We start from the raw sequence: 26,873 nt of genomic DNA, 5'->3' as shown, positions 1-26,873 counted from the left end.
GTACCCGGCATAGCTGTACTATGTTGTTAGTTACAGTTATGGTTTCATATTGACTTTAAAGTACAGGAAGGTGATGCTTCATGTTTCAAGCTATGCCATATGATGGAACGCGCAGCGAGCAGTTTGAAGCGGTTCTAATCCAACTCGAAGCATTGATGAAGGACGAACCAAGTGCTACAGCCAATCTGGCTAATGCTTCGGCACTACTTAAACACGCGCTGCCGGATACGAATTGGGCTGGTTTTTATTTATTTGACGGCAAGGAGCTAGTACTTGGACCTTTTCAAGGCCTCCCTGCATGCATTCGAATTCCGCTATCTCGCGGAGTGTGCGGAACGGCAGCAGCAGAGCGGCGCACACTTGCAGTAGGAGATGTGCATGCATTCCCAGGTCATATTGCCTGTGATGCAGCCTCAAACAGCGAGATTGTTGTTCCTTTAATAAAGGATGATCGCTTGCTTGGCGTACTTGATATCGACAGTCCGCTCAAGGATCGCTTTGATGATGAAGAACGCCGATTTCTGGAGCGGTTCGCAGCTTTAGTATCGGAAGCTATCTAAAAATCCCTTCGTTTTATATCATAAAAAAAGCTGTCTTATTTGTAGAGGTTACCTACTTATAAGACAGCCTATTTATGTTGATTCTACAATCGAACTGGACTAATGTTCCAAATTTCAGCTGCATAGCGACTAATTGTGTTATCACTGGAGAATTTACCGGAATGACCAATATTAATAATGGACTTCTTCAGCCATTCTTGCCGGTTGCGATATGCCCGATCAATTTCGACATGCGTCTCAACGTAACTAGCGAAATCCTTCAGCACAAAAAACTCATCATTATTATCCAGAAGAGAGTGGAAAATGCTCTCAAACTCCGTAGCGTGACAACATATAGGTCCTGGTTTGATTAACTGATCCAGCACTTCTTTCACACGACTATCCCCGTTGTAAATATCACGCGCATGGTAACCACCATGCTGGTAGTAATCCATGACCTGCTCAGCACGAAGTCCGAACAGGAACATATTGTTGTCTCCTACCATTTCATGCATTTCCACATTTGCGCCATCCATCGTCCCTACCGTCAATGCACCGTTCATCATAAACTTCATATTCCCGGTACCGGATGCTTCTTTGCTGGCTGTAGAAATCTGCTCACTGATGTCCGCTGCAGGAATGATCTTTTCTGCTAGGGATACCGAATAATTTTCAAGGAAAAAGATACGAATCTTCCCTTTAACATCCGGATCTTTATTGACTACCTCCGCAACTGTATTAATCAATTTGATAATCCGCTTCGCCAGATGATAACTTGGCGCTGCCTTTGCTCCAAATATAAACGTGCGTGGGACCATATCCATCGAAGGATTATCTTTGATTTGATTGTACAAATGCAGGATATGCAAAATATTAAGCAACTGACGCTTGTAGGCATGCAGACGTTTCACCTGTACATCAAAGATAGAGTCCGGATCGACATGTACTGAATGCTTACTGTAGATGTACTCTGCAAGACGAAGCTTATTCTGGCGCTTAATACTGGCTACTTGTTCCTGGAAGGAAGCATCCTCACAATATTTAATTAAGCCAATCATTTCTTGAGGATGGCTCACCCAACGGGTCCCTATCGATTGATTGATCAAATTAGCCAGATCTGGATTGGCATGCAGTAACCATCGCCGATGAGTAATTCCGTTCGTCTTATTATTGAAACGGTGTGGATACATTTCATTAAAAAGTCGCATTTCGCGCTTCATTAATATTTCTGTATGCAGCGCCGCCACTCCATTGACACTATGGCTAGCTACAATCGCCAGATGAGCCATCCGAACCTGATCCTCATGAATAATTGCCATTTGTTCAATTCGATTCTGATCACCTGGATAACGACTCATGAGCTCGCCACAGAAGCGGGCATTAATCTCTTCAATGATGAGAAAAATACGTGGCAGCAGCTCCCTAACCATTTGAATAGGCCATTTCTCAAGCGCTTCGCTCAGAATGGTGTGATTGGTATAAGAGACCATACGAGTCGTGATACTCCATGCCTCATCCCATCCTAAACCATGTACATCCATCAGAATCCTCATCAATTCAGGAATCAACAACGTTGGATGTGTATCATTAATATGAAGAGCTACCTTGTCTGGCAGCAATTCTATAGGTAGCGCAAGCTTGTTGTAGGTCCGCAGAATACTTTGCAGCCCCGCGCTACAGAGGAAATACTGCTGCTTCAGGCGAAGCAGCTTGCCTTCGTATTGAGAGTCATCTGGATATAGGAACTCCGAAATGGATTCTACAGAACGCTTATACTCCAGAAACTTATGATAATCCGTCCCGGCAAAAGAACCAAAGGTTCTAGAGGGCTGGGTGATAGATTCTGCACTCCAGTTACGCAGTGTATTCACATGCCGGCGATCTGCACCAATGATAGGGACATCGTAAGGTACTGCACGAACAGCCTCATATTGCGTATGATCGAATACGAGTCGTCCGTTCTCTTCGCGGGTCTCAATAGCCCCCCAGAACCTAACTTCTACCTGCTTATCTTCGCGGCGCACTTCCCATACATTATCATTCTGCAGCCAGTAATCAGGCAGTTCCACTTGATACCCATCAACGATCTTCTGCTCGAACAGGCCATATTTATACCGTATGCCGCAGCCATGTCCCGCATATTGCAGAGAAGCGAGTGAGTCCAGGAAGCAGGCGGCCAAACGACCGAGACCTCCATTCCCTAACCCAGCGTCCGATTCCTCCTCCTCTATATCCTGCAAACAGAAGCCAAGATCAGCTAAGCCCTCACGCACTACTTCCAGCACGCCCATATTCAGCAGATTGTTCCCCAGAAGCCTGCCGATCAAGAACTCCATTGAAAAATAGTAAACCTGCTTATCTTTATCGACCTTATACTTCTGGTTGGTCTCTGCCCAATTTTTTCCAGCGTTCTCACGAATCATGTTACCCAGTATTTTATAGACATCGGCATTCGAGGCCTCCTCAAGTGGTTTACCTAATTTACCGATGAGGGTCTCACGGAATACCTGTTTGAAAGATTCTTTATCGTTAAACAACAGTAGGTCCTCCTGACAAATGCTTTTTTTAGAAGTGCAGCAGACTGTGCCATTAGATCAGATAGGTTATACTGCTCAATTCATCTAATCCAGTCGTTAGATCTTGCTGCTCTTGGCGATGACGAATGGACGTTTACTATCTCCAACAAGAATTCGATTCTTACTCAAATGTACGTCTTTATCCATAATTACATTCTCAATGACCGCATTCTCTTCGATGACGCACTTTTGCATAATTACTGAGTTGATGATTTTCGCTCCCTTACGTATCTGTACCCCCCGAAAGATCACGCTATTCTCCACCGTTCCACCTATAATGCAGCCATTAGCCACCAGAGAATTGCTGACATTCGCACTCTCCAAATATCGGGTTGGAGCCTCATATTTAATCTTCGTCTGTACCGGGCTTTCTTTGAACAAACTGAAGTAATTCTCCTGCTGGAGCAGTTCCAAACTGTTCTTATAATAACTCTCTAATGAATTAATGACGGCATGATAGCCATGATATTCGTATGCGGCGATATTAAATTTGTGTCGGTTCTTCTGAATCACATCACGGAAAAAATAACTCTCTCCATGCGCAATGCAATGCTCCACCTGCTCCAAGAACAGTTTCTTCTCCATAATGAAGATATCCAAGTATAAATTAGGATGGTCCTTCTCATGATGGATATTGGTCACCTTATTCTCTTCGTCTACTTCAATACGCTGGCATAGATCATGCTCTGGCTGTAGTTCTTCAATCTTTTTATACACTACTGTAACGTCGGCACCCTTCTCCAGATGATAGCTGTACAAATCCTGAAGATCGATCGTATTGATATGCTGGCTGCCGGAAAACACGATATATTTAGCAGATCCCCGTTTAAAAAGATCCAGATTGTTATGATAATGCTGTAAGTCCCCGAGAGAAGTATCCGTTGGATCGTTCCAGTCTGGAGGCAAAATGAATAACCCCCCATGCTTGCGGTTCATATCCCAGGATTTCCCGTCACCTAAATGGTCCATTAGCGAACGGTATTTACGGCGGACAAACAGGCCAACGCTCTCCAGGTCTGCACGCATCATATTAGAAAGCACGAAATCAATCAACCGATAACGACTGGCAAAAGGTACGGCTGCACCACAGCGGAAATAAGTGAGTTCATTTAGTTTGTCGAGTTCATGATCCAGATTAATTACACCCATGAGTTGCTTCATCGGAATCCACCGTCCTCTTATCATTTATAAGAAAGTATAAGTTTCACGATATACTTTATCCTTATAAATCTCGCATAAACGCGTACCGTCCCTAGAAGGACGCCGAAGGCGTTTTAGCTTGATTATATGGTTTTGGCTACAACTGATTTTCGCTTCTTGCTTTTATTGTCGATCAGCAGAATTTCATTCTCATTCTCCCGTTCGATGCCTATTTCCATATAATCGTCGATTACCGTATTCTCACTAATAATCGCTTTATGAATGCGTACGTTCTTGCCAATCTTGACCTTAGGCATAATCACAGAGTCCGTAATTACACTGCCCTCACCCACCTCTACACCATAAAAGAGGACCGAGTGATTCACTTCTCCGTGCACAATGCAGCCTTCATTAATAATGCAGCCTGACACTTTCGCCCCAGGGGCGACATATTGGGCAGGTTGATTTGGATTACGTGTAAAAATGCGCCAGCTGGGATCATTTAGATTAAGTGGCGGGGTATCGCTCAGCAAATCCATATTAGCTTCCCATAGACTGGTTATAGTTCCTACATCTCTCCAATATCCTTCAAAAGGGTACGCAAATAAGGAGTTTCCGTCCTCCAGCATTAAAGGAATGATATCCTTGCCGAAATCGTGGGATGAACCTACATTCTCCCCGTCCTCCAGTAGATGCTTGCGGAGAATCTCCCATTTGAAAATATACACGCCCATAGAAGCTAAAGTGCTTTTTGGTTGAGGGGGCTTCTCCTCAAATTCGTAAATTTTCAGATCGTCCTCCGTATTCAAAATTCCAAATCGGCTGGCTTCCTCCAGCGGAACGTCAATGACAGAAATCGTGCAATCGGCGTTTCTTTCCTTGTGGTATTGAAGCATAGCGTGATAATCCATTTTATAAATGTGATCACCGGACAGAATAAGAACATGCTCTGGATCAAACTGATCCACAAACTTAAGATTCCGATAAATCGCATCGGCCGTTCCCCGATACCAGCTACTTCCATTCTCGCGTTCATGTGGCGGCAATACGAATACACCACCGTTCTTACGGTTCAAATCCCAATCACTGCCTACTCCGATGTAAGAATGCAGTATGAGTGGCTCATATTGAGTCAGCACACCCACTGTATCAATACCTGAATTGGAGCAGTTACTTAAAGGGAAGTCGATGATCCGATAGGTCCCTCCAAAATAAACAGCGGGCTTGGCAAGCGATTTGGTTAAACCTTTCAATCTTTTGCCTTGGCCTCCAGCCAATAGCATGGCTACCATTTCCTTTTTCTTCATGGAAAAGCCTCCCTTGACTTATGGGTAATATGAAATTCAGCAAGCACAGGTTGAATGAACAGAAGTTCCAGAAAGAAGTGAATTAACAAGAAATACACTTAATAGAAATGAGCCTTGATAGGAAGTTGGACAAAGTTGAAAAAAACGTGGAAGGAAATGTAATACAATCGAAAGATCTAACTAAAATGGGGAACTCCCTCCAAAATCAGGAGATTATCCTTATTGTAAAGTGTTCTATATCCGGCGTCAAAACCCTTTATCACATTTTCGGAAATCCGGAATTTTTAACCCTGTTTGTTATTAAACACATTAATATTACTTATAACTAAATGAACCCCTTTGAATCATCATGAAAGAACAAATGGCTTATTTAAGCGTATAGCAAAGGGACGGATCTTCAGCAAACATTCAACCGAATATGTCATAATGTAGCTATCTATCACTGATTTGGAGGTACCTATGATGAAAGCTGCTCAAGGCGTTCGACTACTGCTCGTAGATGATGAGCCTCATATACTACAATTTCTGGAGCTGGGTCTCCTTAACGAAGGATTTGAAGTCAGAACCGCACCCGACGGAATCACAGCCATCTCGGTTGCTGCTGAGTTCAAGCCACATGTAGCCATCCTGGATGTCATGATGCCCGGCATGGATGGATTCGAGTTATGTCATTACCTTCGCTCGGAAGAGACGGAAATAGCCGTCATTATGCTAACTGCAAAGGATGAAGTGGACGATCGAGTCAAGGGGCTCACTATTGGCGCTGACGATTATATGGTTAAGCCCTTCAGCTTCGACGAATTGCTTGCCCGAATTCAAGCGCGGCTACGTAATCAGTTTCCAGGTCTGCTAGGTGAGGTGCGCTGCGGCCCATTCCGAATGGACAGCCGCCGAAAAGAAATTCGCTTCAAGGAAGAAGTGCTTGAACTCTCCCCCACAGAATACGAGTTACTGCAGTATCTCGTTATTAATCACGGCCTTGTACTAAGTAAGCCCATGATTCTTGATAAGGTGTGGGGCTATGATTTTGGCGGTGAGGAAAATATCGTTGAGGTCTATATCCGTTCGCTTCGCGAGAAGCTCGGGGATAAGGAGCACCGTATTATCCGTACCCTGCGGGGAGCAGGCTACCGGGTGGATCTATGAGCACGCGCATCTCTAAATGGTTTCGTAAGCTGCCTGCTTCACGCTCCCTGCGCAAGCAGCTTCTAGCCATTTCGCTGCTCATTCTATCAGGATTGCTGCTGCTAATCGGAGTATTACAATATATACTCATGAGGGATATCATATATAGCAATAGAGCGAAGTCTATGGAAGCGCAAATACGTTCTGTTCCCCGTGAGATGTTTTTCAACTTTTTCAATTCCTATGACGAAGACACTACAACTCCGAATGAAGGAAACACCGAGCATAGTGGTAATCTGCCGGGGGAAAGAGACGGCGAGAATAAAATTCCAGAAGGTCTACGAACGGGTGAGAATAGGCGTCCACTCCTGCTGGATGCCCATACGACCCTCGCCATTTATAGCTCGGATGGTACCTTCAGGGACTTGCAGCAAATGACTTTATCTGATTCAGCCGCGCCGAGATTAACGAACGAGCAATACAATAATCTGCTCATTCATATCACGGATAGAGCAACAGGGAACTACAAACTCATAGAGGCCGAAGACGGCACTGAACATTTAGCCATATTCGTGAACCTCTATAGACCTGGAAATACTAGATTGCTGCTACAAATGAGTGTGAATACAGGACCGCTTACGGATGTAATCTTACAGCAATTGATGATCTACGCAGGTTTGTCAGTGATTGCTTTATTGGCTGGCTTTTCCCTATACTTACCTGCCCTTCGAAAGACGCTGGTCCCCCTTTCAAATATGGGAGAATCCGCCCAGATCATTAATGCCGGTAATCTGGATATTCGGTTTCCAATTAATCAAGGACAGGCCGAAATCGACAAGCTGGCTCTTTCATTCAATGGTATGCTCGAGCGTCTCGAAATATCCTTTCATAATGAACGCGAAGCCAAGGAACAAATGCGCCGCTTCGCTGCCGATGCTTCTCATGAGCTGCGAACGCCGCTGACCTCGATCCACGGTTTTCTGGAGGTCTTACTGCGAGGTGCTGCGGACAACAAAGAACAGTTATACAACTCATTGCGTAGCATGCATGGCGAATCGAAACGGATCAACAAGCTGGTGGAAGATTTGCTGCTGCTCGCTCGGATGGATGGCGCCCCGCAATTGCGGATGACGGATCTACTGCTCGGTGAGGTGGTTTCCGAAATGAAGCCGCATCTGCTCTTGTTAGCGGATCAGCGCAAGGTTACTTTTGATATCTCGTATGGCATCCATGGTAAATATGAACCCAATAAGATCAAGCAGGTGATTCTAAATCTGTTCCACAATGCAGTTCAGCATACGGATGCAGAATCTGGCACCATACATCTCTCTTTACATGCTAGTGGAAATGAGGCAATTCTAACGGTGCGGGACAACGGCTGCGGGATCTCCGCAGAGCATATCCCACATATCTTCGATCGCTTCTACCGCAGTGATTCCTCCCGCACACGTAAATACGGTGGATCCGGACTCGGCCTTTCTATTACCAAGTCTATCGTCGAGGCACATCACGGCAAGATTAGTGTAAACAGCACCCTCGGTGAGAGAACAACCTTTAGGGTTACCCTCCCTTGTGAGGAAGGATTAGCCAAGAGAGAGTAACAACCGTTATAATAGATGATAGACTTTAGCCTATGTCTATGAAGCCAGTTATGCTATGTTGTCCATTCTAAGGAGCATCGCTTCACAAAACTTAAGCCTATGCTTACGAAGTAGTTTTGCTATGTTGTCCATTCTAAGGAGCATCGCTCCGCAAAACTTTGAGGAGGTCAAATCATGTACGAAATCGCCGTAATTGGAGCCGGTCCTGCCGGTGCAAGCGCAGCCCTATTCGCCGCCAAGGCGGGCAAAAAAACGCTGCTGATCGACAATGATAAGGGCATGACCCGCAGAGGATGGTTCGAGAACTTTTATGGAATTTCCGAAGTAGGCGGTCCTGATCTCGTAGAAACCGGACATAAGCAAGCCGTCAAATTTGGCGCTGAGCTAGTTTCGGAACAAGCGATCAACCTCACTTCCAGCGGCAACGGATTCGTCATTGAAACCGAAGACGGAATCATTTATGAAGCCAAACATGTTATTCTTGCAACAGGTGCCCTTACGGATCTAGCCGCCAAAGCTGGCGTGGAGACTAAGGATGGCACAGAGCCAAGAATCAAAACAGTCGTCGCTGTTACTCCGGAAGGCAAAACAAATGTTGAAGGCATTTGGGCCGCAGGTACCGTTGCCGGAGTAAGTGTACATGCCATTATTACGGCAGGTGATGGCGCGAAGGTAGCGATTAATGTAATTAGCGAGTTAAATGGTGCACGTTACGTGGATCATGATGTGCTAAAGGCTTAATCAATGACTGAAAACATAGATCCGGAGACGATTCTTAGGAATCTGTTCTCCGGATTTTTTATAACGCAAAAAATAACTGCACTTGGTGCAGCTGGTGCAGCTATTTCAACCATTAGCACTCCTGAACTCTTTTTACAACGAATTCCTCCCTTGCATTTATTGACGATGTAGAACTTGCTGCTCACGAACATCCTGCTGTTTCTTACCTTCATAGAAATCTTGAACAATATAGAGCGGACGTCCCTTGGTCTCATCATAAATCCGGCCGACATACTCACCCAGAATTCCTAACATAATGAGTACAAAGCCATTAAAGGTCACTGTGATTCCAATCATCGATGCCCAGCCTTTAACGACTGAATCCGTAAAAATCACCAGATAAAGTACATACATCAGGTACAGAAACCCAGAAACCGACAATAGTGCTCCCAGATATCCTGCCAGTTTCAGTGGCTTATAAGAGAAGGAAGTAATTCCGTCCAGTGAGAGCTTGATCATGCGCTTCAGCGGATATTTTGTCTCTCCAGCCAGACGTTCATCGCGTTCATATTCAATGGCTTTTTGGCGAAATCCGACCCAGCTGACCAGACCACGTACGAACCGATTCTTCTCAGGTAGACGCTTGAGCTCTTCACAGACTTTACGATCGATGAGGCGAAAATCCCCCGTATCCACAGGTATTGAAATATCGGTTGAATAACGTAGCACTCTATAAAAGAGGCTGGCCGTCCACTTTTTGAACAGGGATTCTCCGTTTCGCTTTATCCTTTTGGCATATACAACTTCATACCCCTGCTTCCATTCCGCAATCATGTCCAGAATCAGTTCCGGTGGATCTTGCAAATCGGCATCAATGATGACGACTGCATCCCCTAGGGCATAATCCATTCCGGCAGTAATAGCGATCTGATGTCCAAAGTTACGAGACAAATCGATCAGCTTCACACTCTCATCCCAGTAGCTATATTCCTCAATCATCTGGGCACAATTGTCTGTACTGCCGTCATTCACAAAGATCAGTTCATACACTTCATGGGTTAAACCCATTACTTTTTTGATCCGGCGATAGGTCTCCTGAATAACCGCCTCTTCGTTAAACATCGGTATAACAATGGAATAGCGCACGTTGGTACTCATGAGCAGCTCCTCCTTAAATTTGAATAATGAAGCGTGCCAGATCCATCTCATAACACGCCTCATATGATTAACATTCGCCTAGTTTACAGTGACTTTATACAACGTCCCGCTGTTTCCTGCATCGTTTCCTGCCCAATCAGCTGTTGGAATTTCTGTACCATTCTCCGTGATCCAAGTCGTCAACTCGGAGCTCCCCCCACGTCCGCCACCCATACCACCGCTATTGATCAGAAAGTATTTCACCTTACCACTCTCTACTAACTCCTTTAGGGTATCTGGGGTATAAACTGTGTCTGAGTTAGAAAATCCGTTCAAAATAACAACCGATGCCCCCTTGTCAACGATATAAGGTGCTGCTGTACCATAATCCAATGCAGCGAACAGATAAGGCTCCCCGGTATTATTCTCCTCCAAATAGGACAGCAGACTCTCATTCGCACTTGCGGCGTTATTACGTCCAAAATTACTTGAATTGCCGCCCATCCCCCCTCTACCCTCACTACTGCTCGGGCCTGCCTCTGGGGTTTGACTGTTCAAGCCATAAGTAATGGGGGTAGCTGCCCAGTAGAGCGGCCCAATTAACATTACTAATACGGCTGCAATACCTGTCGCATAAATAAAGGACTTCTTGCCTTTAAGAACTACCAGTGCCAGTGAAACCACTATGCCTGCAGCTAGAATCCCAATGGACCAGCCACTTCCAATCGTATCGTCATAAGGATGAACAATGTACCATTGGAAACCTGCTGTAACCAGTGTTGCGGCTTGCAATAGCCAAGACAGCCAACCAGAGTTCTTGCGATATAGCGTCCACAGCTTTGACCAGCCTGCGCCGGCTAACGCTGCAATTGGCGGAGCCATCATCACCAGATAATATTGATGGAAGAACCCTGCAATGCTGAAGAATCCCATAACGGGCACTAGCCACGCTAACCAGAAGAGAGCTTCCTTATGGGCTTGGGTGAAGTTTTTTCTCCGCAGATTGGCGAATAATCCAATACAGCCTAGCAATACGAAAGGTAGCAGCCAGCTAGCCTGTCCTGACAGCTCTGATTGGAACAGACGCAGTGGTCCTGCTGTTCCTGTATTGAACATTCCGCCTCCGCTTCCACCGCGATTTCCTCGCCCGCCGTTATCTCCACCAAATTGTCGGCCTTGGCTGACTATTCCACCAGGAGGTTGACCTGGTGAACCTCCATCATCATCACCAATCTGGCTATTCGACGTCGAATTTGTGCCTTGCCGCTCCGAAGATGATCCACGTTCACCATCCGTGCCATTGTTGCCACCTGCCCCATTCATAGCGGGCATCTCACCATTCATGTTTGGCAAATCACCGTTCATTGCCGGCATCTGACCATTCGCTCCCGGCATTCCACCTCCGCCTCCGCCTGTCCCTCGATCGCCCGTCAAACGTGCGACACCATTATAACCAAAGGCCAGATTCAGCACGGAATTAGTACCGCTACTGCCGATATAAGGACGTTTGCTGGCGGGAATCGAATCCACGATCACTGCCCAGGACAAGGAGACTACAAGCAATATTGCTGTCGAGGCTGCCAATACTCCCGTTTTCCGCTTCCAGTTCACTTTGGCAACCAAAATATAAAAGAAATAAAACGCCGGTAGAACCATATATGCCTGCAGCATCTTCTCGTTAAACCCTACACCGACTAACGCAAATGCGGTTAGAAGACTGCCCAGCTTGTTGCTCTTCGTCCCTTTAAATAGAAACCATGCCGCGAGCAGAAGGGTGAATACAAGCAGCGCATCAATATTATTCGTCCGGCTGACAGCCGCCGCTACCGGAGTAGTCGCCATGACCAGAGCCGCTATACGTGCTGACGCTCTGCCAAAGGTAGGCTTAACTAGCAGGTATAGGAGTAGCACAGAGCCGACGCCCCCAAGGGCTTGAGGCAAAATCACACTCCAGCCATGCAGCCCGAAGATAAGTGCGCTCAGCGTCTGAATCCAAAAGGTAACCGGTGGTTTATCCACCGTTACTGAACCCGCAGAGTCAAGTGAAGCGAAGAAGAAATTATGAAAGTTCTGCAGCATACTTCCCACCGCGGTGGTGTAGTATGTATTCACATAGTGGTCATTCCAAACTCCATAACCGTACAAAAAAGCGGCAAGTAATAAAATGAGCCACAGTATAAGATCCGAGCTTATTTTTTTGACCCAACTCATCTCCATCCACTCCTATCCTTTGATCGTCTATATCCGGCAGTTCTGTGCCCCCGGTTCAAACTTTCTGTAGGTGTATTATTTCACCCGTACCTTAACTCTCAATGAGTCCAAGCTGAATGTTTGCTGAATATACAAGGCTGCCAGAACGCAAAAAAAGCCCCACAACTGTGGAGCCTTTCTGTTCAAATCCCAACCCAAGCAAATATTTTAAAATAAACTATTCCATCCTGCCCATAGTAACGAGCTTATTCACTGTATTCCAGTTGCGTGCAGTAACAGACATACCCAATATTTTGTCAAAAGGAACCTTAAAAAGTGGCGATTGGCTCACACTGACATCATATAACACGTACATCTCTCTGCCGATAAAATGCATTTTATCCGGTCCATCCTCATAAATACGCAGCTTATCTAACGCTTCCGCTGAAGGCTCTGTTGGTAGAAAAGAAACATACCATCTTTTGAATTCCTCTGGCTCGGAGAGCTGAAAGGGATCGTTAGCGATCACGTTCTCCATTTCTGCTAAGGTACGGATAATAACAGAGACCTCGAATCCAAAAACCTCATGAATCTTACGTTCAATGACTCCAGTAAGCAGACTCTCCGAACCTTCATCACTCTCAAACACAACATTTCCGCTCTGAATATACGTTCGTACATTTTCAAACCCAAGAGTCTGAAACATCGCCTTCAGGTCCAACATTTTAATAATTTTGTTGCCACCGACGTTAATGCCACGCAGCAGCGCAATATAGGTAGTCATGGAATACACTCCGTTTCTTATCATGATCAAGTTATTCCCACGGTTAAGGTCTGCAGACGTTTACGCACTTCTTTTACTAGAAGCTCCTTCTCCGGTGGCGGAAGTCCCTCCACCAGACGCGCGGCAGCGATTGGCAAAATCCAGCGGTCTACGTCCTCATAGGTGAGACCTGATAAACGGAGATACTCCCGAATGTATCCCTTAGTTAATTTCTTTCTAATAAAACCTATCATCATTCTCGATAAGGCAGAGGCTCCAGGGGGCATGGCTCCCATACTGAACATCACTACAGATCGCGCAGCATCGGCCGCTGGTTCTCCTGCCACTCCTGTCATCCAGTCGATTACCCAGAGCTGATCGTCCATAAGTACATTGTCAGGATGAAAATCTCCATGACATAAATGATTTCCTTGTGGCAACTTCTCCAGATAGCTCAGAATGGCAGACTTCTCATCTTCACTAAGCATAGGAGCGCCCATGATATTCCACTTTAATATATCCTTCTGCTGTCCGATCTCCTCAGTAATTTCAAGCTTATGCAAATCGTAGTGAAGCCTAGCCATCATTCTGACATACATACTAACTTTCCAAGGCTTCTCACCCATCACCTTTAGCAGAGAGGAACCTTTAATTTGTTGAAATACAATACCTTGTCTTGTCTGTTCAGTAATGAGTTCAAATGGCTGCGGTGTCCGAACGCCCTGTGAGTGTACAAACTGGCTGATGTTATATTCTCGGCTAATGTTCTGCTCTGAAACATCCTCTAGGTACAACTTAAGAATCTTCTGATCCTCATGCTCCCAAATCTCCGCTGTTCTGCCTCTCCCAACAAGCTTCGCCTTCACTTGGCTTCCTCCATTTAGTCCAGATTAATACGGGTGAAATGTTCAACTACCGGAAATGGGTCGTAGTAATGGTGAAGTAGTGCTTTCCATTCCTGATACTGGCTCGATTCTCTGAATCCTATGGTGTGGTCCTCAAGCGTTCTCCACTTCACAAGCAGCAGATACTTATGATCATCCTCTAAACAATGTTGTAGTTCATGCCCCATGTAGCCCTCGATCGAAGAAATTAAGCTTGATGCCTCCTTGAAACTTTTTTCAAATTCAGTAGTCAAACCAGGCTTCACTTGCAGCATCGCAGCTTCCAAAATCATAATCAGCATCCTCCAAAGGTTATGTATTTAAAGCATCACGGAAAAACTCATGATAAAAATTAATAATAACAAGCAGGATTGCCAGTGACTCGTTGACCTGTCCTACCTCAAGACTATGATTAGCATCATCGATTCTATACACTTTTAAATGATGGAGTTCACTGATTTCACCGGAATGCTGTTCACTAAATAAAGGATCGCCTCCGCCATAAATAACACTGCCTTTACTCTGCTGAATCAGAGGGATTGCCTCAGGTAATGGTGTTATAAATAGATGAGAAGTCTTTTTCTGTATCTCCAGCTCTTCTGCAATTCTCCCTGCTATGACCGCACCTACGCTTTTGCTGATAAATAGTATCTTTTTGTATTCAGGAAGAGAAGCAATGGCCGCCTTACATTCCTGAATGAGAATAATCATTTCATCACGCTTAAATCCTACTCGCGCACTCTGATAGCCATACTCAAGTAGCAGGACGTCGCAATTATGTTCCCGTGCTGCTTTGGCCGCATAATCCAGCAGGGGGCGCTCAGCCGAATAATTTTTACCTGGAAAAATAACAGCCAGTGTCTTAGATCCTTGAGTGATATATTTATGTCTAACCTCTCTACCCCAATAAGAGGACATAATGATATTGCTGACGTTCATACCTGTTTCCCTCTCTTCTAAAACAACCATTCTATGTATCTATCATTATAGCTAACTTATGTTTAGTTTTGAAATCAAAGAATTCCCAATCTTAACTAGAGATCAGGAATGGTTGAAAGTAGGTCTATTGCTGTGATGCTACCTGCTTATGTTTACTTCTACTAACCATAATCTCAGCGCAAATCCACAATACCAGTGGAATAATCACCTGAAATGGAAAGGCGTAGATTTTATAAATATGGTAGGAAAAATATTGCATCTCCATGATATCCTTGTACACAAAATCCGCAAAATAAATCATTAACAGTCCCATTTGGAGTACAACAGATCGATAACTCTTTAACTTGAATACTTTAGCTACTCCGCAGCTAGCTACATACAGACATAAGCTCGCTTTTATGAAGGTTGTGATTACAAATACAACAGCTGTGGAAGCCTCAATTCGGGACAGAAAATCACCTACATTAATACGACTCGCAGACACATAAGAGGGAAAATTCAGACTGGACACTACTTCAGGGCCGAGCATCAATAGATTACGTAGCGTAGCCGAAAGAATAATCATCCCAGAAATCAGTACACTACCAAATAATATTTTCTTACCTGCGGCTTTGTTCGATATAGTACTAAATGCCCCCAGTATTATTATAATCTCTGCAAATGTAACAGAAAACGTGCCCATAGTATCACTTAATACCGACTGTAAGCCTTTGTCAAACAATGGGAGTAAATGATGATACTCTAGCTTGGAAATAGATAATGTGAAAATAATCAAATTCACAGCTATAGTAAATAGAAGCAGAAGTTTCGCGCTTCTTCCCAGCACCTCAATCCCCGCCTTAACCACCCAAATGCACAATAACCCAAGACATAGCATAGGAACAAGCATCGGTGTTTCGGTCAAGGCGACCGATCTACTGAATTCTCCAAAGACCCTGAGAGCCAGTGCCCCCAGATGAAAAGCATACCAAATATAGAGACAGGAGATCATTCGCCCGAGAACTCTTCCATATACAGCGATCAGCATATCAAACAGATCCTTACCCGGAAAAAGAACATGAAGTCTTGCGTATATCAGTATAAGAGGAACTACAAGTACCATGGCAAAAAGCAGAGCGATCCACTTGCTGTTACCGGATTGTCCTGGCAAGCCCATAAATATGGAAGTTCCTACAGTAAACAAAACCGTAACGCTAATCATATGCCCTACAGGAATGATCTCCTTATTCATACACTTTCTCCTTTTAAGCTTGTTCCCTAAAATAGCTTCTTGATCCAATTTGCAATTAGTGGTGAAGGGCTGGGAATCGACCACTTCATGGACAATGCAATAGCAATACCAAATGAAACTAGACATAAGGCTGAACAAACCCAAAAGTCCCGCTTTATCCCCTGCTTTAACAATCCGTAAGAATCGAACAATACGATAACCGCATAGACAAGAATAACTATAGCAACCAATTCATCACCTATTTTTAATGAGTCTGGATAGATCTTGAAGTTTGCCCACTGCTCTTAATTATCACTTTGGAATTTACAACCACGTCCAATTCGCTGAATTCCTGTCCCCAGTTTTCCTTAACTTTCTTCCAGGTTTGCGGCATTCTCTCATGGATAAGCTCTCCAAATCCAAAAATATCAGCATGATAATCCTTCTGTACCCTATGGATAATGGAGAGGATCCGCTCCTGTAATTCCTTTCCGGCCCGCTCCTCAAGTACATTCTTGCTATTAATATTATTGAATTCTTCCGGAGTCATTACCTCATCCAATCCGACTTGCGTTTCTGTGTTAATTTGCATTTGTAATTTGCCATCGATCCATACAGGCTTTACTTTTGTTTTATTAGACAGAATCTCTAGAGAAAAGGCGGTTTTTCCTTGCTTATCATTTACAGTTAACACCCCACCCTGGATTTGATCTTTTGCAAACAACATATACTTCGTTTCTTCACCGCTGATCGTCCCAACCATTTTATCCATACTGAATATAGCGGTCCCACTTACCCGAGCATTTTTTATCTTATTTTGTTCATGAATATAGATAAGCGGAGCCATTGCAAATTCTCCAGAAGCCTCTAACTTATCAATGAAATCCCAAATTTCCACGACGGGAGCCGTACTGACATTCTTCTCAGACCTCATCTGTTGTGCTAGTGCAAAGGCTGTAATACTTTCCGTTACACTGCTTAGACTGATCACTTCCTTAGCCGTCTTCTCTTTAGAGACGAATATGTATACATCCGATCGTGTCTCTGTATCTCTGTTATACCAATCAATCACTTTGATAACTCCTTCCCGGGCTACCTCTTCACTGAGAACAATCGCTTTGGAATGACTCCAAAATAATTTTTTTCCTGTTATGGAGATTATTCCTCGCGCAATCTCAAAAATCGTCTTGCCAGAGAGTGTTAGTATTTTAAATCCAGCTGGACTTGATTTCATCCCTTCCTTCGTATCCACAATCTCTACCGTTACCGACAGTTCCCCTTCAGATTCGCCCTTGTCAATCCCCACCCCGGCTACAATCGATATATCATCCACTTCAGAGTAGTTCCAACAGCCAGTTACACTTATAAGAAGGATCAGGGATATAAAGGCCAGGATTACCTTTTTCAGCATGTTCATGGCCTTCTCTCTATTTTATTGGACCCTTTTCTCTTCCTGTTTCGTGCCCCGATCATCGCTGGACGCAGATGCATATGCCACCACGGTGCCCTGATCGCTGTATCTTTAATATCCTGCGGACGGATAGAGCCTATCCCAAGCATGTATGATACCCCAAAGGAGCGCAAACTCATCAAATGAATAACAAGCCCGAGCATTCCCAGAAAGTACCCATAAATGCCCAGCATAAAGCTTGCACATAATAAAAGTGCTCTTACTATAATTAACGGGCCTGTCAATCTAGAATTGAGCAGCGTCATGATTCCGGTTAAGCCGACGACAATAATCATTGGGGCACTCACTAATCTTGCTTCTACGGCCGCCTGTCCCAACACAAGAGCCCCTACAATGCTGATCGCCTGTCCAATATAGGTAGGAATCCGTTCTCCTGCCTCTCTTAGGATTTCAAATATCGTTAACATGAACACTGCCTCTACTACTGTCGGAAAGGGGACTGCTACTCTTGAAGTAGCAATGCTGAGCAATAACTGGGTCGGTATCATTTCCTGACTGAAGGTGACCAAAGCCACATAAAGTGCGGGAATACTAATAGACAGAAAAGCTCCAACCATTCTTAGCATTCGGTTAAATGAACCAAAATAATAGTTAATGTAATAATCAGAACTTGCTTGAAAATTTTCCACAAATAGATAGGGTACGGTCATCGCATACGGGCTACCTTCTATAAGTAAGGCCACTCTACCCTCCATCATTTTACTGACTAAGGAATCCGGGCGTTCTGTGCTTCCTGTCATCTCAAAGGGTGAAAAAGGTTCGTCTCTTATTAATTCCGAAAGATAGGCCGTATCCAGAACAAGATCTATATCAACCTGTCTAAGCCGATCCTGCAATTCTTTAACAATACTTGGTGATGCCAGGCTTTCCATATAGCAAATACATATCTGTGTGTTAGAACGGGATCCGATCTTGCTAAAAATAAACTTCAAGTCGGAATCTTGTACTCTTCGGCGGATTTGGGTCAGGTTTACTATTAACGATTCTGTAAATCCTTCCCGCGGGCCATAAACACTTTTCTCGGTCACTGGCTCCGTAATAGCCTTTTTATCCCAGCCTTGTGCACCAATAGTGAGAACACCGGCATAACCGTCGAGTAGCAATAAAGTCTTGCCAGCTATAATCGCACTAATCATTTCATTCAAATCTGTAGAAGTAACCACATCAGTAACATTAATGACCTGCGTCCTAATTTTCTCCATTAGCTCCGCTGTGTTGCCATACTCCATTCTGGTGAAGTCAAAAGCCATCAATGGCTTAATAACTCCCTCCTGAATCATATGCTTGTCAACCATCCCGTCAACGTTAACTAACCCGAAGCGAAGAATTTCACTACCCTCATTATTTAGCACTCTGATTCTAAGTGTTCCATCATCCTTGAATATTTGTCGAAACAGGTTCATCATTTCATCTAGTGACGTACTCGGAGTCTGCCCAGACGTCGTATTTTGTTGAGAATCTTTGCGGTTACCTCCTGCTGTCTGTTCCTCCACAGTAGTCACTCCTGTCACAATAGGTTTCCTAGAAATTATCCCCCATCTCACTAAATACTATCCGCCAAAATTATACTGAAAAGGGATCAACTTCTTCGTAAAGGAGAGTAGTAAACTCCCTCCATTAAAAATGAAAAAAGCCGCTTCGGCGGCGGCATTAATGAATGTTTATGATTGCAGTGACCATCTGGTATAATTTGATAAAAATAAGAGATAGGAGCTCCCCTATGACACCATTTACGGAACAAGTGATACGTATCATACAGTCCATACCTGAAGGTAAAGTGATGACCTATGGAGGTATTGCCCGTGCGGCGGGAAGCCCAAGAGGAGCGAGGCAGGTTGTGCGTATCCTTCACTCCATGAGTAGAAAATATAAACTTCCTTGGCACCGGGTCATCAACTCCAAAGGAATGATCTCCTTAACTGAAGATGAGTCTAGTTCCCTCCAGAAGCTTTATTTGCAGGAAGAAGGGATTATTTTTGATGAAAAAGGTGTGGTAGAACTTAAGCAATTCCAATTTGATCCGGAATGTGCGGATTAACCATGTATGTGTTTGGAGCCCTTTCCTCTTGCACCGGTTCCAAGACCATTTAGCAAACAGTACATCGTAGCGTAGATAACCAGCAACACAAAGGCAATAAACAAGCTAAAAAATACCGACTGACGATTCAAGCTATCCATAACCAGTTGATACAACTGATGCCGGTCTGTTAGTACGTCCCAGCTATTCAGCCTGTAGACTCGGCCAAGCAGTACACCATACCCCCCAAGCACACATGCTGCGAGGACGAATACCCAAGAGAACAGCAGGCTGCTTTTGCGATATACAACCGTCTGGAACTGGTATAAAGAGAAGAACCCGGTCAACCAGCCGCTCCAAGTGAATAATAGGAGGGTAACCATATCATACCAATACCGATTCTGAATGGTGCCATCCACGATATATCTGCTTTTTCTTATCGTTAGATGCACCAGATCCGTCATGAGATAAGGCGCGTTCGGAAAGAACAGCAGCCAAGCGACGCCTAGTGGAACAAGCAGCAAGCCACCTATCTTCCTTTTATCCAGTTCATAAGCAGCCATAGAGAACAAGAACGGAATCCAAGCCAGGAACAAATTCCAGATTAAGAAAGCATAAAACGAATCCGTCTGAAGTGACACTACACGATATACGGCCAATGTCGCCACAGAGAGACCTGCCAAGAGCATAAACACCTTTGGATAATTCAATTCCTTCATGAGCTTATATTCTCCTTATCGATATAGTTTACATTTAACTTATACCCAATTGTACAAATTTGGCATTCTTAAGTCCAATCTCAAGCATAAACGTCTTCATCATCCTTATTAGGATGATAAGCGTTTAAGCGAGAAATATAAGGATAATGTATAGTGTGAAACTTATACTTTCTTATATTTGAATACAAAAGCCCGGACGCAGAAACGTCCGGGCTGACTCTTATCTATTTAACTCAAAGACCACTATTTAGTTCAGGTGCAATTACAGGTTTCTTACGCCCTTTCACACCGCGCAGGCTTCCCGCCTCTTCCAGACAGGAGAACGCTGTACACTCCCTAAATGCGGCATGGCTACATCCAATGCACTTATTGTAATCGATGCTGCTAAGCGCATCATTTATCGCTTCCCCAGTGTGCTTATAAAACTGCGCCTCACCTATGGTGCTATACAGGCCAGTTCTCTTGAGTAGTTCAAGCGGCTGTGGCTGAATGCCGGAGATCATTAGTTTCCCTCCAACGGCTTGTAAATGCCTCACCAGCTCTGCTAAATTGGATTCTCCGGTGGTATCCATGAATGGTACTTTTCCCATCCGCATTAATATAATTCTGGGTTGATCCGAGCCGCCATAGCTTGGCATAGTGTCATCGAATCGATAAGCAGCGCCAAAAAACAGCGGACCCTCCACCGTGTAAATTCCAATTTGCGGACAATCATGACTCTCCGTAACCATATGTGCTTCAACCTTAACGGAATTCGGATCAGGCAGTACTTTGGCTACCAAATGAACCTCTCCCATTCGTTTCACAAACAGAATGACTGCAAGAATCAATCCCACCTCTACAGCCAGCGTTAAATCTGCAAATATCGTTAACAAGAAAGTGATGAATAACACCAAGGAATCGCCGGTCTTGATCTTTAGCAAATGAAGAAATTCTTTGCGCTCACTCATATTCCAGGCAACCACCATTAAGATAGGTGCCATCGCAGCCAAAGGAATACTGGAAGCATAGGGTGCGAACAACAGGAGAATTAGAAACACTACAACCCCGTGAACGATCCCTGAGATTGGAGAAACAGCACCACTCTTGATGTTCGTCGCTGTTCTAGCAATTGCACCTGTCGCTGGTATGCCTCCGAACAATGGAGCGGCAATATTTGCGACCCCCTGACCAATCAGCTCACGGTTGCTATTATGGCGGCTACCTGTCATCCCATCCGCTACAACAGCGGATAACAATGACTCTATAGCACCGAGCATCGCTATGATAAATGCCGGACGAATTAGCAGTGTAATTCGTTCCCAAGTAATGTTCGGAAATCGAAAGCTTGGTAAGGTATTAGGGATATCTCCGTAAGCAGAGCCAATCGTAGTCACTTGGCCGCTAAAGAATAACGCGGCAATCACAGTCGCGCACAGAAGACCTACCAATGATCCAGGCACCTTCGGAGCGAATCGAATCGCTAGAATGACCACGGCAAGACAAATCACGGCGGTCAGGATACTGTAACCATTCAGCGTCGATAGATGAAGCCCTATTTCTTTCATGTTATCTAGAAAGCTCTCATGCCGTTCTATATTCCTTAATCCAAGAAAATTAGCAATCTGTCCGGTGAAGATAATGACTGCTATTCCCGCTGTGAAACCAATCGTTACCGGCCTCGGAATAAACTTAATCAGTACACCCAGCTTTAATAATCCCATGAGGACTAGTATTACCCCTGCCATCATCCCGGCGATAAGCAGGTTCTCATAGCCATACTCCATCGCAATGGCAAACAAGATAGGAATAAAAGCACCTGTCGGCCCGCCAATCTGAAATTTTGAACCTCCGAACAATGAAATACATATGCCGGCAACGATCGTCGTGTAAATGCCATACTCCGGTTTAACACCAGAAGCAATAGCAAATGCCATCCCCAAAGGAATGGCAATAACACCGACGATTGTCCCCGAAATCAAATCCTTGCGAAATGCATTCATGTTGTAGCCTTTATACCGGCCCCACCCTGTCATGATCAAACCTTCTTTTCTTTAAATATCTGATTATTTGAATATAAGAAAAACATTACTCTAGGGCGCGACTGTTGTCAACGCCAAAATAATGTTATTCCATTTATTCTCCGCGCATACCTTCGAGCAATGAAATGGTATTCACCAGATGGTTATCAAATATTTGTTTAGCTACGATTAGCAGATCTTTAATCAGAGGATCACGTAACGAATAGATCACAGTAGTACCCTCTTTAACACTGGCTACTACATTCTTGGCGCGTAAAACGGCTAACTGCTGGGATACAGCAGAGCCCTCTGATCCTAGAATCGCCTGCAGTTCATTTACATTCTTCTCACCTTCGCTGAGCAGTTCCAGTATACGAATACGCATCGGATGAGCCAGCGCCTTGAAGAATTCGGTCTTAAATTGCTGAATTTCGGTGTTCATAGACTTCTACTCCTCATAGCTTACTTCTAAATCTAATGTTATCTTAGTCCCTGATAAGCGTCAAATACTCAAGGGGTAGATGCTTACATCACGGACCTGTACTTCTACAAACACACCAAGTGCCATAGGCTCACCGAGACACTCGAACATCACTAAGCTTTCACCTAATCGCAAATATCCTGTTCCGTCTTCTTCAATATTCTCCAGCACACCCGTAAAAACAACCTTATCTCCCTCTAACCTGATGTTGAACCCACTAGCAGGTACAGGTAGAATATCCACCCATCTCATGAGCAGCTCCGAAAGCTCGAATTCTACATCCGTTTCTGTCCCTGGCTTCACAGGAGCACTGCACCAGATCCCCCGGCCCTCGCCGAATTCTGTAAGAAAGAATACCTCGTCCTTTTTTAAACCACTCTTTGTAATTTTGATTTTCATAGCGATTACTCCACCTTGATAATTTATAACGATCATTATACATGACAATGGGCCTTATATAACGGGGAAGACAAAAACAGGGATGCCCGCAGCCATTATGGCTATGGATCATCCCTGTTTAGGATAAAACAAGATTCCCTAAGAATCGAGATAACTTATTTCACTTGCTCTGCGCTAAATACTTTTACGTCTAGTGGCGCAGCCAAGAATTCACCAGCTTTAGCTGAGAACGTGGTAAAATGAGGGCTCGTATTGTGGTTGGATACGGCTTCAGCGTCGCGCCATGTCTCCACCATAATAAATGAATTTGCTTCTCCTGCATTCTCATACAGCTCGTAAGAGAGATTTCCCTCCTCAGCGTGAGTAGCAGTGAGCAGTGTTTTGGACTCCTCCAAAAACTGCTCGCGACGTTCCGGATTCACTTTGAGCTCAGCATGGATAATGATCATTGTATATTCCTCCTAAGGTGTAATTTATTTATTTCCACTCAGCAATCTTATCGATAGGCAAACGGACAGATGGGTAACCTGCATCAACAGCCTTACCAATGGAAAGCAACATTACAGGAACGTAACGATCTTTTTCCATGCCAAACGCTTCTGCGATTTGATCTTTCTCATAACCACCAATTGGATTCGTATCGTAACCATGTGCACGGGCAACCAGCATCAACTGCATCGCAACAAGAGCACCATCGATCAGCACAGTATCTTTGTTAACTTCACGTGGCAAGGTAGCAAAGTGAGCGGATAATCTAGTCAATTGGTTTTCTTTAACTTCAGCAGGCATTAGTCCACGTTCAACAGCTGTACCATAAATCTCCTCAGCATAATCGAAATTATTCAAATCACCGAAGATGGCAATCATAGCGGCAGAGGTTTCAACCTGTACGCCATTAAAGCGAGCAAGTGGAGCTAAAGTCGCTTTCGCTTCGTCACTTTCAATGACAAGAAACCGCCAAGGCTGCATGTTTACAGAAGAAGGTGCAAGGGTCGCTTCCGTAAGAATCTGTGTCATCTCTTCTTTGCTGATCTTAACGGTTGGATCATATTTGCGGATAGAGCGGCGACCCGTAATAATTTCTTTAAAATCATTGGTTTGTGTTTGTGTAGCGTTCATATGTGTATTTCTCCTTTGAATGTGTAATTTAGGTAGTTACAGTTACAACAGATTGATATTAGATTGCAGACGATTAAGCATATCTATAAGCACTGTTCGCTCCTGATCGTTAAATCCAGTAAGCAGAGTAGCGACAAACCGCCTCTTCTCTTCGCTATATTGAATCATTCTTTCCCGCCCTTGATCCGTTAATGAGACCAATGTAACCCTGTTATCTGCTGGGTTATTGCGGCGAGTGATCGTACCGCTCTCTTCCATCCCTTTCAAGTGCCGAGTGACGGCGGCCGCATCTATATCCATGCCCTTTTGCAGAGTAATTTGGCTGACTTCGTCTACCTGGAATAGTTCATGCAGGAGGCGAAGCCGTGTAGGACTAATCCCAGCACATCGTTCGAATTTCGGACAGATTCCCTTGTTTAATGCCTGCAGCAGTTCAAATATGCGGTCTTCCTCAGGATAGTGCTCCGTCAAAATATACCTCCTCTATAAATTTAATTGTATGCAATTGTTTTGTATAAAATTATATTAACTGATAATCATTGACCCGTCAACTAATATATCAAATCATTTTTTTAAAATCAACATTGCTTAGCACCTTAAGGTGCTATATTCTTGAACAAAAAGGAGGAATCCTATGAGAATCTCCCTGATTCAGCTGGACATAGCATTTGGCAATCCCGATATGAATTATGCTACTGTAGCAAATAAAATTAGAGAATCTGCTGACGCAGCCCCCGACTGTATAATTCTTCCTGAGCTTTGGACCACTGGCTATGATCTAACCCGACTAGAAGAAATTGGTGACCCAGATGGAGAATTTACCAAAGAATTCATCTCCAGCTTGGCTAAGCAATACAACATCAATATCGTCGCTGGATCAGTCGCTAGCAGGAACGCCTCCGGTGTAACTAATCGCATGTTTGTTTTTAATCGATCTGGAGAACTCGTAGGCGAATACAGTAAGCTGCATTTGTTTCAGCTCATGGATGAACATCTGTATTTACAGCCGGGAGATGCCAAAGGACTCTTCCAGTTGGAAGGCATATTATGTGCGGGGCTAATCTGTTATGATATCCGATTTCCAGAATGGGTTCGTACCCATACCGCGCAAGGCGCAGAAATCTTGTTTATCAGTGCAGAATGGCCGCTATCCAGGCTGTCCCATTGGCGTGCGCTACTGATTAGCCGAGCCATCGAGAACCAATGTTATGTAGTAGCCTGCAACCGTGCAGGAAGCGATCCTAACAATACCTTTGCTGGGCATTCCATGATTATTGATCCGTGGGGAGAAATTTTGTGTGAAGCTTCTGAAGGGGAAGAAATCCTAACGGGGAATACCGATTTACATAAGGTGCGTGAAATCAGAGCACAAATCCCGATTTTTGCAGACAGACGTCCGGACTTATATGATTAAAAAGGACGTAACAGATGCTGGCCTCTTGCCATGTTTCTGTTACGTCCTTCTTAACGATGCTCAATATCCTTATCCTTGGGAATAACGTTCATGCAGGACTCGCGCAGCATCCAGCACACGCGGATCCTCGTAGTCCAAGAAATATCCTGTCTCCTGCTGCAGCCTATCAGAGGATTTAAGCAACACTCCTCGGCGAGCTAATGCTTGTCTAATCCCTTCGGCAAATACTTCAGTGGCATTGGGTCCACCTAGTTCACCAAGCCCAGCGATCGTCTCTGGACGAACCTGCGGATAAGATAATACCGAGTCTCCTCCAGAGGCATGCTCATAGAATTTATGAATGAGTTCACCACGTTCCTGTCCCGAACCCGAAACCACTACAAATGCATGTACGAAATAGGCATTATTTTGTCTGCGCTGGGCAATGCCGCAAAATTTTCGCCCGCCGATCGCCAAATCGAAGTCCCCCGGGCAGTAAGAACCAACAATTTCACCCGCCTCAATTTGAGCCGCAGCCTGTGGATGACTCATAGCAACTGCCTCAGTGATCAGAGAAGCCAGTAGCCTAAAGTCATCATGAAAGTCCAGCTTTCTGCGTCCTTTGGGGAGTACTAGCGAAACATTAACAATTCCATCATCCAGAGGCACCGCAGCACCACCGGAATGTCTTACCGCTGTACGAATTCCTTGCTGCTCCAGCTTATCCATCGCTTGAGCCGCGTACGGAAGCTTGCTGTCCCGTAGGCCGAGCGCAACCCCCCCGGAATGACTCCATAGGTGCAGACTAGGAGGGACAAGCCCCGCTCCGACATCCCTACATAGGGTCTCTTCAAAGGCGAACGGAATCAACATCTCCCCAGAGCCCCCTGCTTCCACCTCTTTACTGTTATCCTTTAAGATCAGATGCTGAAAGAGTCCCATTTCTGCAGGAAGTCCGATGACTTCCTTATTTCTATCAAAAGATCCATTGATCATTGCATCGTACTCCCGAGTATCCACCGATTCCCCTCTTTCCCGTATTATCCGTGATATTGTAACCGATCTGCCTCGCTAGTGCGAAATCAGAATTGAAATGAGGTTATGATAACGCTATCCTTATAGTATACGAACACGCCCCAGCTC

27 protein-coding genes are annotated in these 26,873 nt (G+C 44.6%); 7 read left to right on the top strand and 20 right to left on the bottom strand.

Annotation, left to right across the window (positions count from 1 at the left end; all coding sequences use genetic code 11):
• Positions 1 to 80: 80 nt before the first annotated feature.
• Positions 81 to 560, top strand: coding sequence for a GAF domain-containing protein (locus UQ64_RS28605; protein WP_060626838.1), 480 nt, complete (start codon positions 81 to 83; stop codon positions 558 to 560).
• A gap of 83 nt (positions 561 to 643) precedes the next feature.
• Here UQ64_RS28605 and UQ64_RS28600 read toward each other — a convergent pair whose 3' ends face one another.
• The 3 genes from UQ64_RS28600 to UQ64_RS28590 form a co-directional block, all read right to left on the bottom strand.
• Positions 644 to 3,076, bottom strand: a complete 2,433-nt coding sequence (locus UQ64_RS28600) for a glycogen/starch/alpha-glucan phosphorylase (RefSeq protein WP_060626837.1) — start codon at positions 3,074 to 3,076, stop codon at positions 644 to 646.
• Between the two features lie 96 nt (positions 3,077 to 3,172).
• On the bottom strand, positions 3,173 to 4,276 hold the full coding sequence (glgD, locus tag UQ64_RS28595; RefSeq protein WP_042123900.1) for a glucose-1-phosphate adenylyltransferase subunit GlgD: 1,104 nt from the start codon (positions 4,274 to 4,276) through the stop codon (positions 3,173 to 3,175).
• Positions 4,277 to 4,398: 122 nt separating this feature from the next.
• Positions 4,399 to 5,562 carry a glucose-1-phosphate adenylyltransferase gene (locus tag UQ64_RS28590; RefSeq protein ID WP_060626836.1) on the bottom strand — a complete coding sequence of 388 codons (1,164 nt, stop codon included), beginning with the start codon at positions 5,560 to 5,562 and terminating at the stop codon, positions 4,399 to 4,401.
• Positions 5,563 to 6,024: 462 nt separating this feature from the next.
• Between UQ64_RS28590 and UQ64_RS28580 the strand changes: the two genes are divergently transcribed.
• The 4 genes from UQ64_RS28580 to UQ64_RS31160 all read left to right on the top strand — a co-directional run bounded on the left by UQ64_RS28580 (position 6,025) and on the right by UQ64_RS31160 (position 9,200).
• The gene (locus UQ64_RS28580) at positions 6,025 to 6,708 is read left to right on the top strand and encodes a response regulator transcription factor (RefSeq protein WP_060626834.1); all 684 of its coding nucleotides are present in this window, start codon (positions 6,025 to 6,027) and stop codon (positions 6,706 to 6,708) included.
• Positions 6,705 to 8,288, top strand: coding sequence for a sensor histidine kinase (locus UQ64_RS28575; RefSeq protein WP_060626833.1), 1,584 nt, complete (start codon positions 6,705 to 6,707; stop codon positions 8,286 to 8,288). The genes UQ64_RS28580 and UQ64_RS28575 overlap by 4 nt, the downstream gene beginning before the upstream one ends.
• Positions 8,289 to 8,462: 174 nt before the next feature.
• Complete coding sequence (locus UQ64_RS28570) at positions 8,463 to 9,029, top strand: FAD-dependent oxidoreductase (RefSeq protein ID WP_060626832.1); 567 nt, start codon at positions 8,463 to 8,465, stop codon at positions 9,027 to 9,029.
• Positions 9,030 to 9,032: 3 nt separating this feature from the next.
• Entirely contained in the window at positions 9,033 to 9,200 is a 168-nt protein-coding gene (locus UQ64_RS31160; protein WP_156417710.1) for a hypothetical protein, read from the top strand.
• On the opposite strand, the gene UQ64_RS28565 is transcribed toward UQ64_RS31160, so the two are convergent.
• The 9 genes from UQ64_RS28565 to UQ64_RS28525 all read right to left on the bottom strand — a co-directional run bounded on the left by UQ64_RS28565 (position 9,186) and on the right by UQ64_RS28525 (position 19,095).
• Entirely contained in the window at positions 9,186 to 10,166 is a 981-nt protein-coding gene (locus UQ64_RS28565) for a glycosyltransferase family 2 protein (RefSeq protein WP_060626831.1), read from the bottom strand. The genes UQ64_RS31160 and UQ64_RS28565 overlap by 15 nt on opposite strands.
• 78 nt (positions 10,167 to 10,244) lie before the next feature.
• Positions 10,245 to 12,362, bottom strand: coding sequence for a glycosyltransferase family 39 protein (locus UQ64_RS28560; RefSeq protein WP_082651367.1), 2,118 nt, complete (start codon positions 12,360 to 12,362; stop codon positions 10,245 to 10,247).
• 211 nt (positions 12,363 to 12,573) lie between these two features.
• A complete protein-coding gene (locus UQ64_RS28555) occupies positions 12,574 to 13,119 on the bottom strand; it encodes a DUF1697 domain-containing protein (protein ID WP_060626829.1) in 546 nt (181 codons plus the stop codon).
• A 26-nt stretch (positions 13,120 to 13,145) separates the two neighbouring features.
• Entirely contained in the window at positions 13,146 to 13,964 is an 819-nt protein-coding gene (locus tag UQ64_RS28550) for a phosphotransferase family protein (protein WP_060626828.1), read from the bottom strand.
• 14 nt (positions 13,965 to 13,978) lie between these two features.
• The gene (locus UQ64_RS28545; RefSeq protein ID WP_060626827.1) at positions 13,979 to 14,275 is read right to left on the bottom strand and encodes an antibiotic biosynthesis monooxygenase family protein; all 297 of its coding nucleotides are present in this window, start codon (positions 14,273 to 14,275) and stop codon (positions 13,979 to 13,981) included.
• A 19-nt stretch (positions 14,276 to 14,294) separates the two neighbouring features.
• Positions 14,295 to 14,921 (bottom strand): hypothetical protein, encoded by a 627-nt coding sequence (locus UQ64_RS28540; RefSeq protein WP_060626826.1) that lies wholly within the window; start codon positions 14,919 to 14,921, stop codon positions 14,295 to 14,297.
• Positions 14,922 to 15,045: 124 nt separating this feature from the next.
• On the bottom strand, positions 15,046 to 16,152 hold the full coding sequence (locus tag UQ64_RS28535; RefSeq protein ID WP_060626825.1) for a GerAB/ArcD/ProY family transporter: 1,107 nt from the start codon (positions 16,150 to 16,152) through the stop codon (positions 15,046 to 15,048).
• A gap of 244 nt (positions 16,153 to 16,396) precedes the next feature.
• A complete protein-coding gene (locus UQ64_RS28530; protein WP_060626824.1) occupies positions 16,397 to 17,542 on the bottom strand; it encodes a Ger(x)C family spore germination protein in 1,146 nt (381 codons plus the stop codon).
• A gap of 2 nt (positions 17,543 to 17,544) precedes the next feature.
• Complete coding sequence (locus UQ64_RS28525) at positions 17,545 to 19,095, bottom strand: spore germination protein (RefSeq protein ID WP_156417709.1); 1,551 nt, start codon at positions 19,093 to 19,095, stop codon at positions 17,545 to 17,547.
• Positions 19,096 to 19,322: 227 nt separating this feature from the next.
• On the opposite strand from UQ64_RS28525, the gene UQ64_RS28520 reads away from it, so the two are divergent.
• Positions 19,323 to 19,640 carry an MGMT family protein gene (locus UQ64_RS28520; protein WP_060626823.1) on the top strand — a complete coding sequence of 106 codons (318 nt, stop codon included), beginning with the start codon at positions 19,323 to 19,325 and terminating at the stop codon, positions 19,638 to 19,640.
• On the opposite strand, the gene UQ64_RS28515 is transcribed toward UQ64_RS28520, so the two are convergent.
• The 7 genes from UQ64_RS28515 to UQ64_RS28485 form a co-directional block, all read right to left on the bottom strand.
• The gene (locus UQ64_RS28515; RefSeq protein WP_060626822.1) at positions 19,637 to 20,338 is read right to left on the bottom strand and encodes a DUF1361 domain-containing protein; all 702 of its coding nucleotides are present in this window, start codon (positions 20,336 to 20,338) and stop codon (positions 19,637 to 19,639) included. The two genes, UQ64_RS28520 and UQ64_RS28515, sit on opposite strands and share 4 nt — an antisense overlap.
• A 233-nt stretch (positions 20,339 to 20,571) precedes the next feature.
• Positions 20,572 to 22,353, bottom strand: a complete 1,782-nt coding sequence (locus UQ64_RS28510) for a SulP family inorganic anion transporter (RefSeq protein ID WP_060626821.1) — start codon at positions 22,351 to 22,353, stop codon at positions 20,572 to 20,574.
• A 100-nt stretch (positions 22,354 to 22,453) separates the two neighbouring features.
• Positions 22,454 to 22,780 (bottom strand): ArsR/SmtB family transcription factor, encoded by a 327-nt coding sequence (locus tag UQ64_RS28505; RefSeq protein WP_060626820.1) that lies wholly within the window; start codon positions 22,778 to 22,780, stop codon positions 22,454 to 22,456.
• Positions 22,781 to 22,840: 60 nt separating this feature from the next.
• Positions 22,841 to 23,218, bottom strand: coding sequence for a hypothetical protein (locus UQ64_RS28500; protein ID WP_060626819.1), 378 nt, complete (start codon positions 23,216 to 23,218; stop codon positions 22,841 to 22,843).
• Positions 23,219 to 23,373: 155 nt separating this feature from the next.
• Complete coding sequence (locus UQ64_RS28495) at positions 23,374 to 23,667, bottom strand: putative quinol monooxygenase (RefSeq protein WP_060626818.1); 294 nt, start codon at positions 23,665 to 23,667, stop codon at positions 23,374 to 23,376.
• A gap of 28 nt (positions 23,668 to 23,695) precedes the next feature.
• Complete coding sequence (locus tag UQ64_RS28490; RefSeq protein WP_060626817.1) at positions 23,696 to 24,337, bottom strand: nitroreductase family protein; 642 nt, start codon at positions 24,335 to 24,337, stop codon at positions 23,696 to 23,698.
• Positions 24,338 to 24,379: 42 nt separating this feature from the next.
• The gene (locus UQ64_RS28485; RefSeq protein WP_060626816.1) at positions 24,380 to 24,808 is read right to left on the bottom strand and encodes a MarR family winged helix-turn-helix transcriptional regulator; all 429 of its coding nucleotides are present in this window, start codon (positions 24,806 to 24,808) and stop codon (positions 24,380 to 24,382) included.
• A gap of 163 nt (positions 24,809 to 24,971) precedes the next feature.
• Between UQ64_RS28485 and UQ64_RS28480 the strand changes: the two genes are divergently transcribed.
• The gene (locus tag UQ64_RS28480; RefSeq protein WP_060626815.1) at positions 24,972 to 25,751 is read left to right on the top strand and encodes a carbon-nitrogen family hydrolase; all 780 of its coding nucleotides are present in this window, start codon (positions 24,972 to 24,974) and stop codon (positions 25,749 to 25,751) included.
• A gap of 69 nt (positions 25,752 to 25,820) precedes the next feature.
• Here the strand turns inward: UQ64_RS28480 and UQ64_RS28475 are convergent, their stop codons facing one another.
• Positions 25,821 to 26,750: a lipoate--protein ligase family protein gene (locus tag UQ64_RS28475; RefSeq protein WP_060626814.1), complete on the bottom strand. Its 930-nt coding sequence runs from the start codon at positions 26,748 to 26,750 to the stop codon at positions 25,821 to 25,823.
• Positions 26,751 to 26,873 lie beyond the last annotated feature (123 nt).

The organism is Paenibacillus etheri, from assembly GCF_001012825.1.
Lineage (GTDB): Bacteria > Bacillota > Bacilli > Paenibacillales > Paenibacillaceae > Paenibacillus_AQ > Paenibacillus_AQ etheri.
Note: the sequence above shows the minus strand (reverse complement) of the source record. Positions and strands in the feature narration are given on the sequence as shown.

Bases quoted from the DNA above. Each gene is read 5' to 3' on its own strand.
- UQ64_RS28605 (WP_060626838.1), top strand. From the start codon at position 81: ATGTTTCAAGCTATGCCATATGATGGAACGCGCAGCGAGCAGTTTGAA.
- glgD (WP_042123900.1), bottom strand. From the start codon at position 4,276: ATGAAGCAACTCATGGGTGTAATTAATCTGGATCATGAACTCGACAAA.
- UQ64_RS28590 (WP_060626836.1), bottom strand. From the start codon at position 5,562: ATGAAGAAAAAGGAAATGGTAGCCATGCTATTGGCTGGAGGCCAAGGC.
- UQ64_RS28580 (WP_060626834.1), top strand. From the start codon at position 6,025: ATGAAAGCTGCTCAAGGCGTTCGACTACTGCTCGTAGATGATGAGCCT.
- UQ64_RS28575 (WP_060626833.1), top strand. From the start codon at position 6,705: ATGAGCACGCGCATCTCTAAATGGTTTCGTAAGCTGCCTGCTTCACGC.
- UQ64_RS28570 (WP_060626832.1), top strand. From the start codon at position 8,463: ATGTACGAAATCGCCGTAATTGGAGCCGGTCCTGCCGGTGCAAGCGCA.
- UQ64_RS31160 (WP_156417710.1), top strand. From the start codon at position 9,033: ATGACTGAAAACATAGATCCGGAGACGATTCTTAGGAATCTGTTCTCC.
- UQ64_RS28565 (WP_060626831.1), bottom strand. From the start codon at position 10,166: ATGAGTACCAACGTGCGCTATTCCATTGTTATACCGATGTTTAACGAA.
- UQ64_RS28560 (WP_082651367.1), bottom strand. From the start codon at position 12,362: ATGGAGATGAGTTGGGTCAAAAAAATAAGCTCGGATCTTATACTGTGG.
- UQ64_RS28555 (WP_060626829.1), bottom strand. From the start codon at position 13,119: ATGACTACCTATATTGCGCTGCTGCGTGGCATTAACGTCGGTGGCAAC.
- UQ64_RS28545 (WP_060626827.1), bottom strand. From the start codon at position 14,275: ATGATTTTGGAAGCTGCGATGCTGCAAGTGAAGCCTGGTTTGACTACT.
- UQ64_RS28540 (WP_060626826.1), bottom strand. From the start codon at position 14,921: ATGAACGTCAGCAATATCATTATGTCCTCTTATTGGGGTAGAGAGGTT.
- UQ64_RS28535 (WP_060626825.1), bottom strand. From the start codon at position 16,152: ATGAATAAGGAGATCATTCCTGTAGGGCATATGATTAGCGTTACGGTT.
- UQ64_RS28530 (WP_060626824.1), bottom strand. From the start codon at position 17,542: ATGCTGAAAAAGGTAATCCTGGCCTTTATATCCCTGATCCTTCTTATA.
- UQ64_RS28520 (WP_060626823.1), top strand. From the start codon at position 19,323: ATGACACCATTTACGGAACAAGTGATACGTATCATACAGTCCATACCT.
- UQ64_RS28515 (WP_060626822.1), bottom strand. From the start codon at position 20,338: ATGAAGGAATTGAATTATCCAAAGGTGTTTATGCTCTTGGCAGGTCTC.
- UQ64_RS28510 (WP_060626821.1), bottom strand. From the start codon at position 22,353: ATGACAGGGTGGGGCCGGTATAAAGGCTACAACATGAATGCATTTCGC.
- UQ64_RS28505 (WP_060626820.1), bottom strand. From the start codon at position 22,780: ATGAACACCGAAATTCAGCAATTTAAGACCGAATTCTTCAAGGCGCTG.
- UQ64_RS28500 (WP_060626819.1), bottom strand. From the start codon at position 23,218: ATGAAAATCAAAATTACAAAGAGTGGTTTAAAAAAGGACGAGGTATTC.
- UQ64_RS28495 (WP_060626818.1), bottom strand. From the start codon at position 23,667: ATGATCATTATCCATGCTGAGCTCAAAGTGAATCCGGAACGTCGCGAG.
- UQ64_RS28490 (WP_060626817.1), bottom strand. From the start codon at position 24,337: ATGAACGCTACACAAACACAAACCAATGATTTTAAAGAAATTATTACG.
- UQ64_RS28480 (WP_060626815.1), top strand. From the start codon at position 24,972: ATGAGAATCTCCCTGATTCAGCTGGACATAGCATTTGGCAATCCCGAT.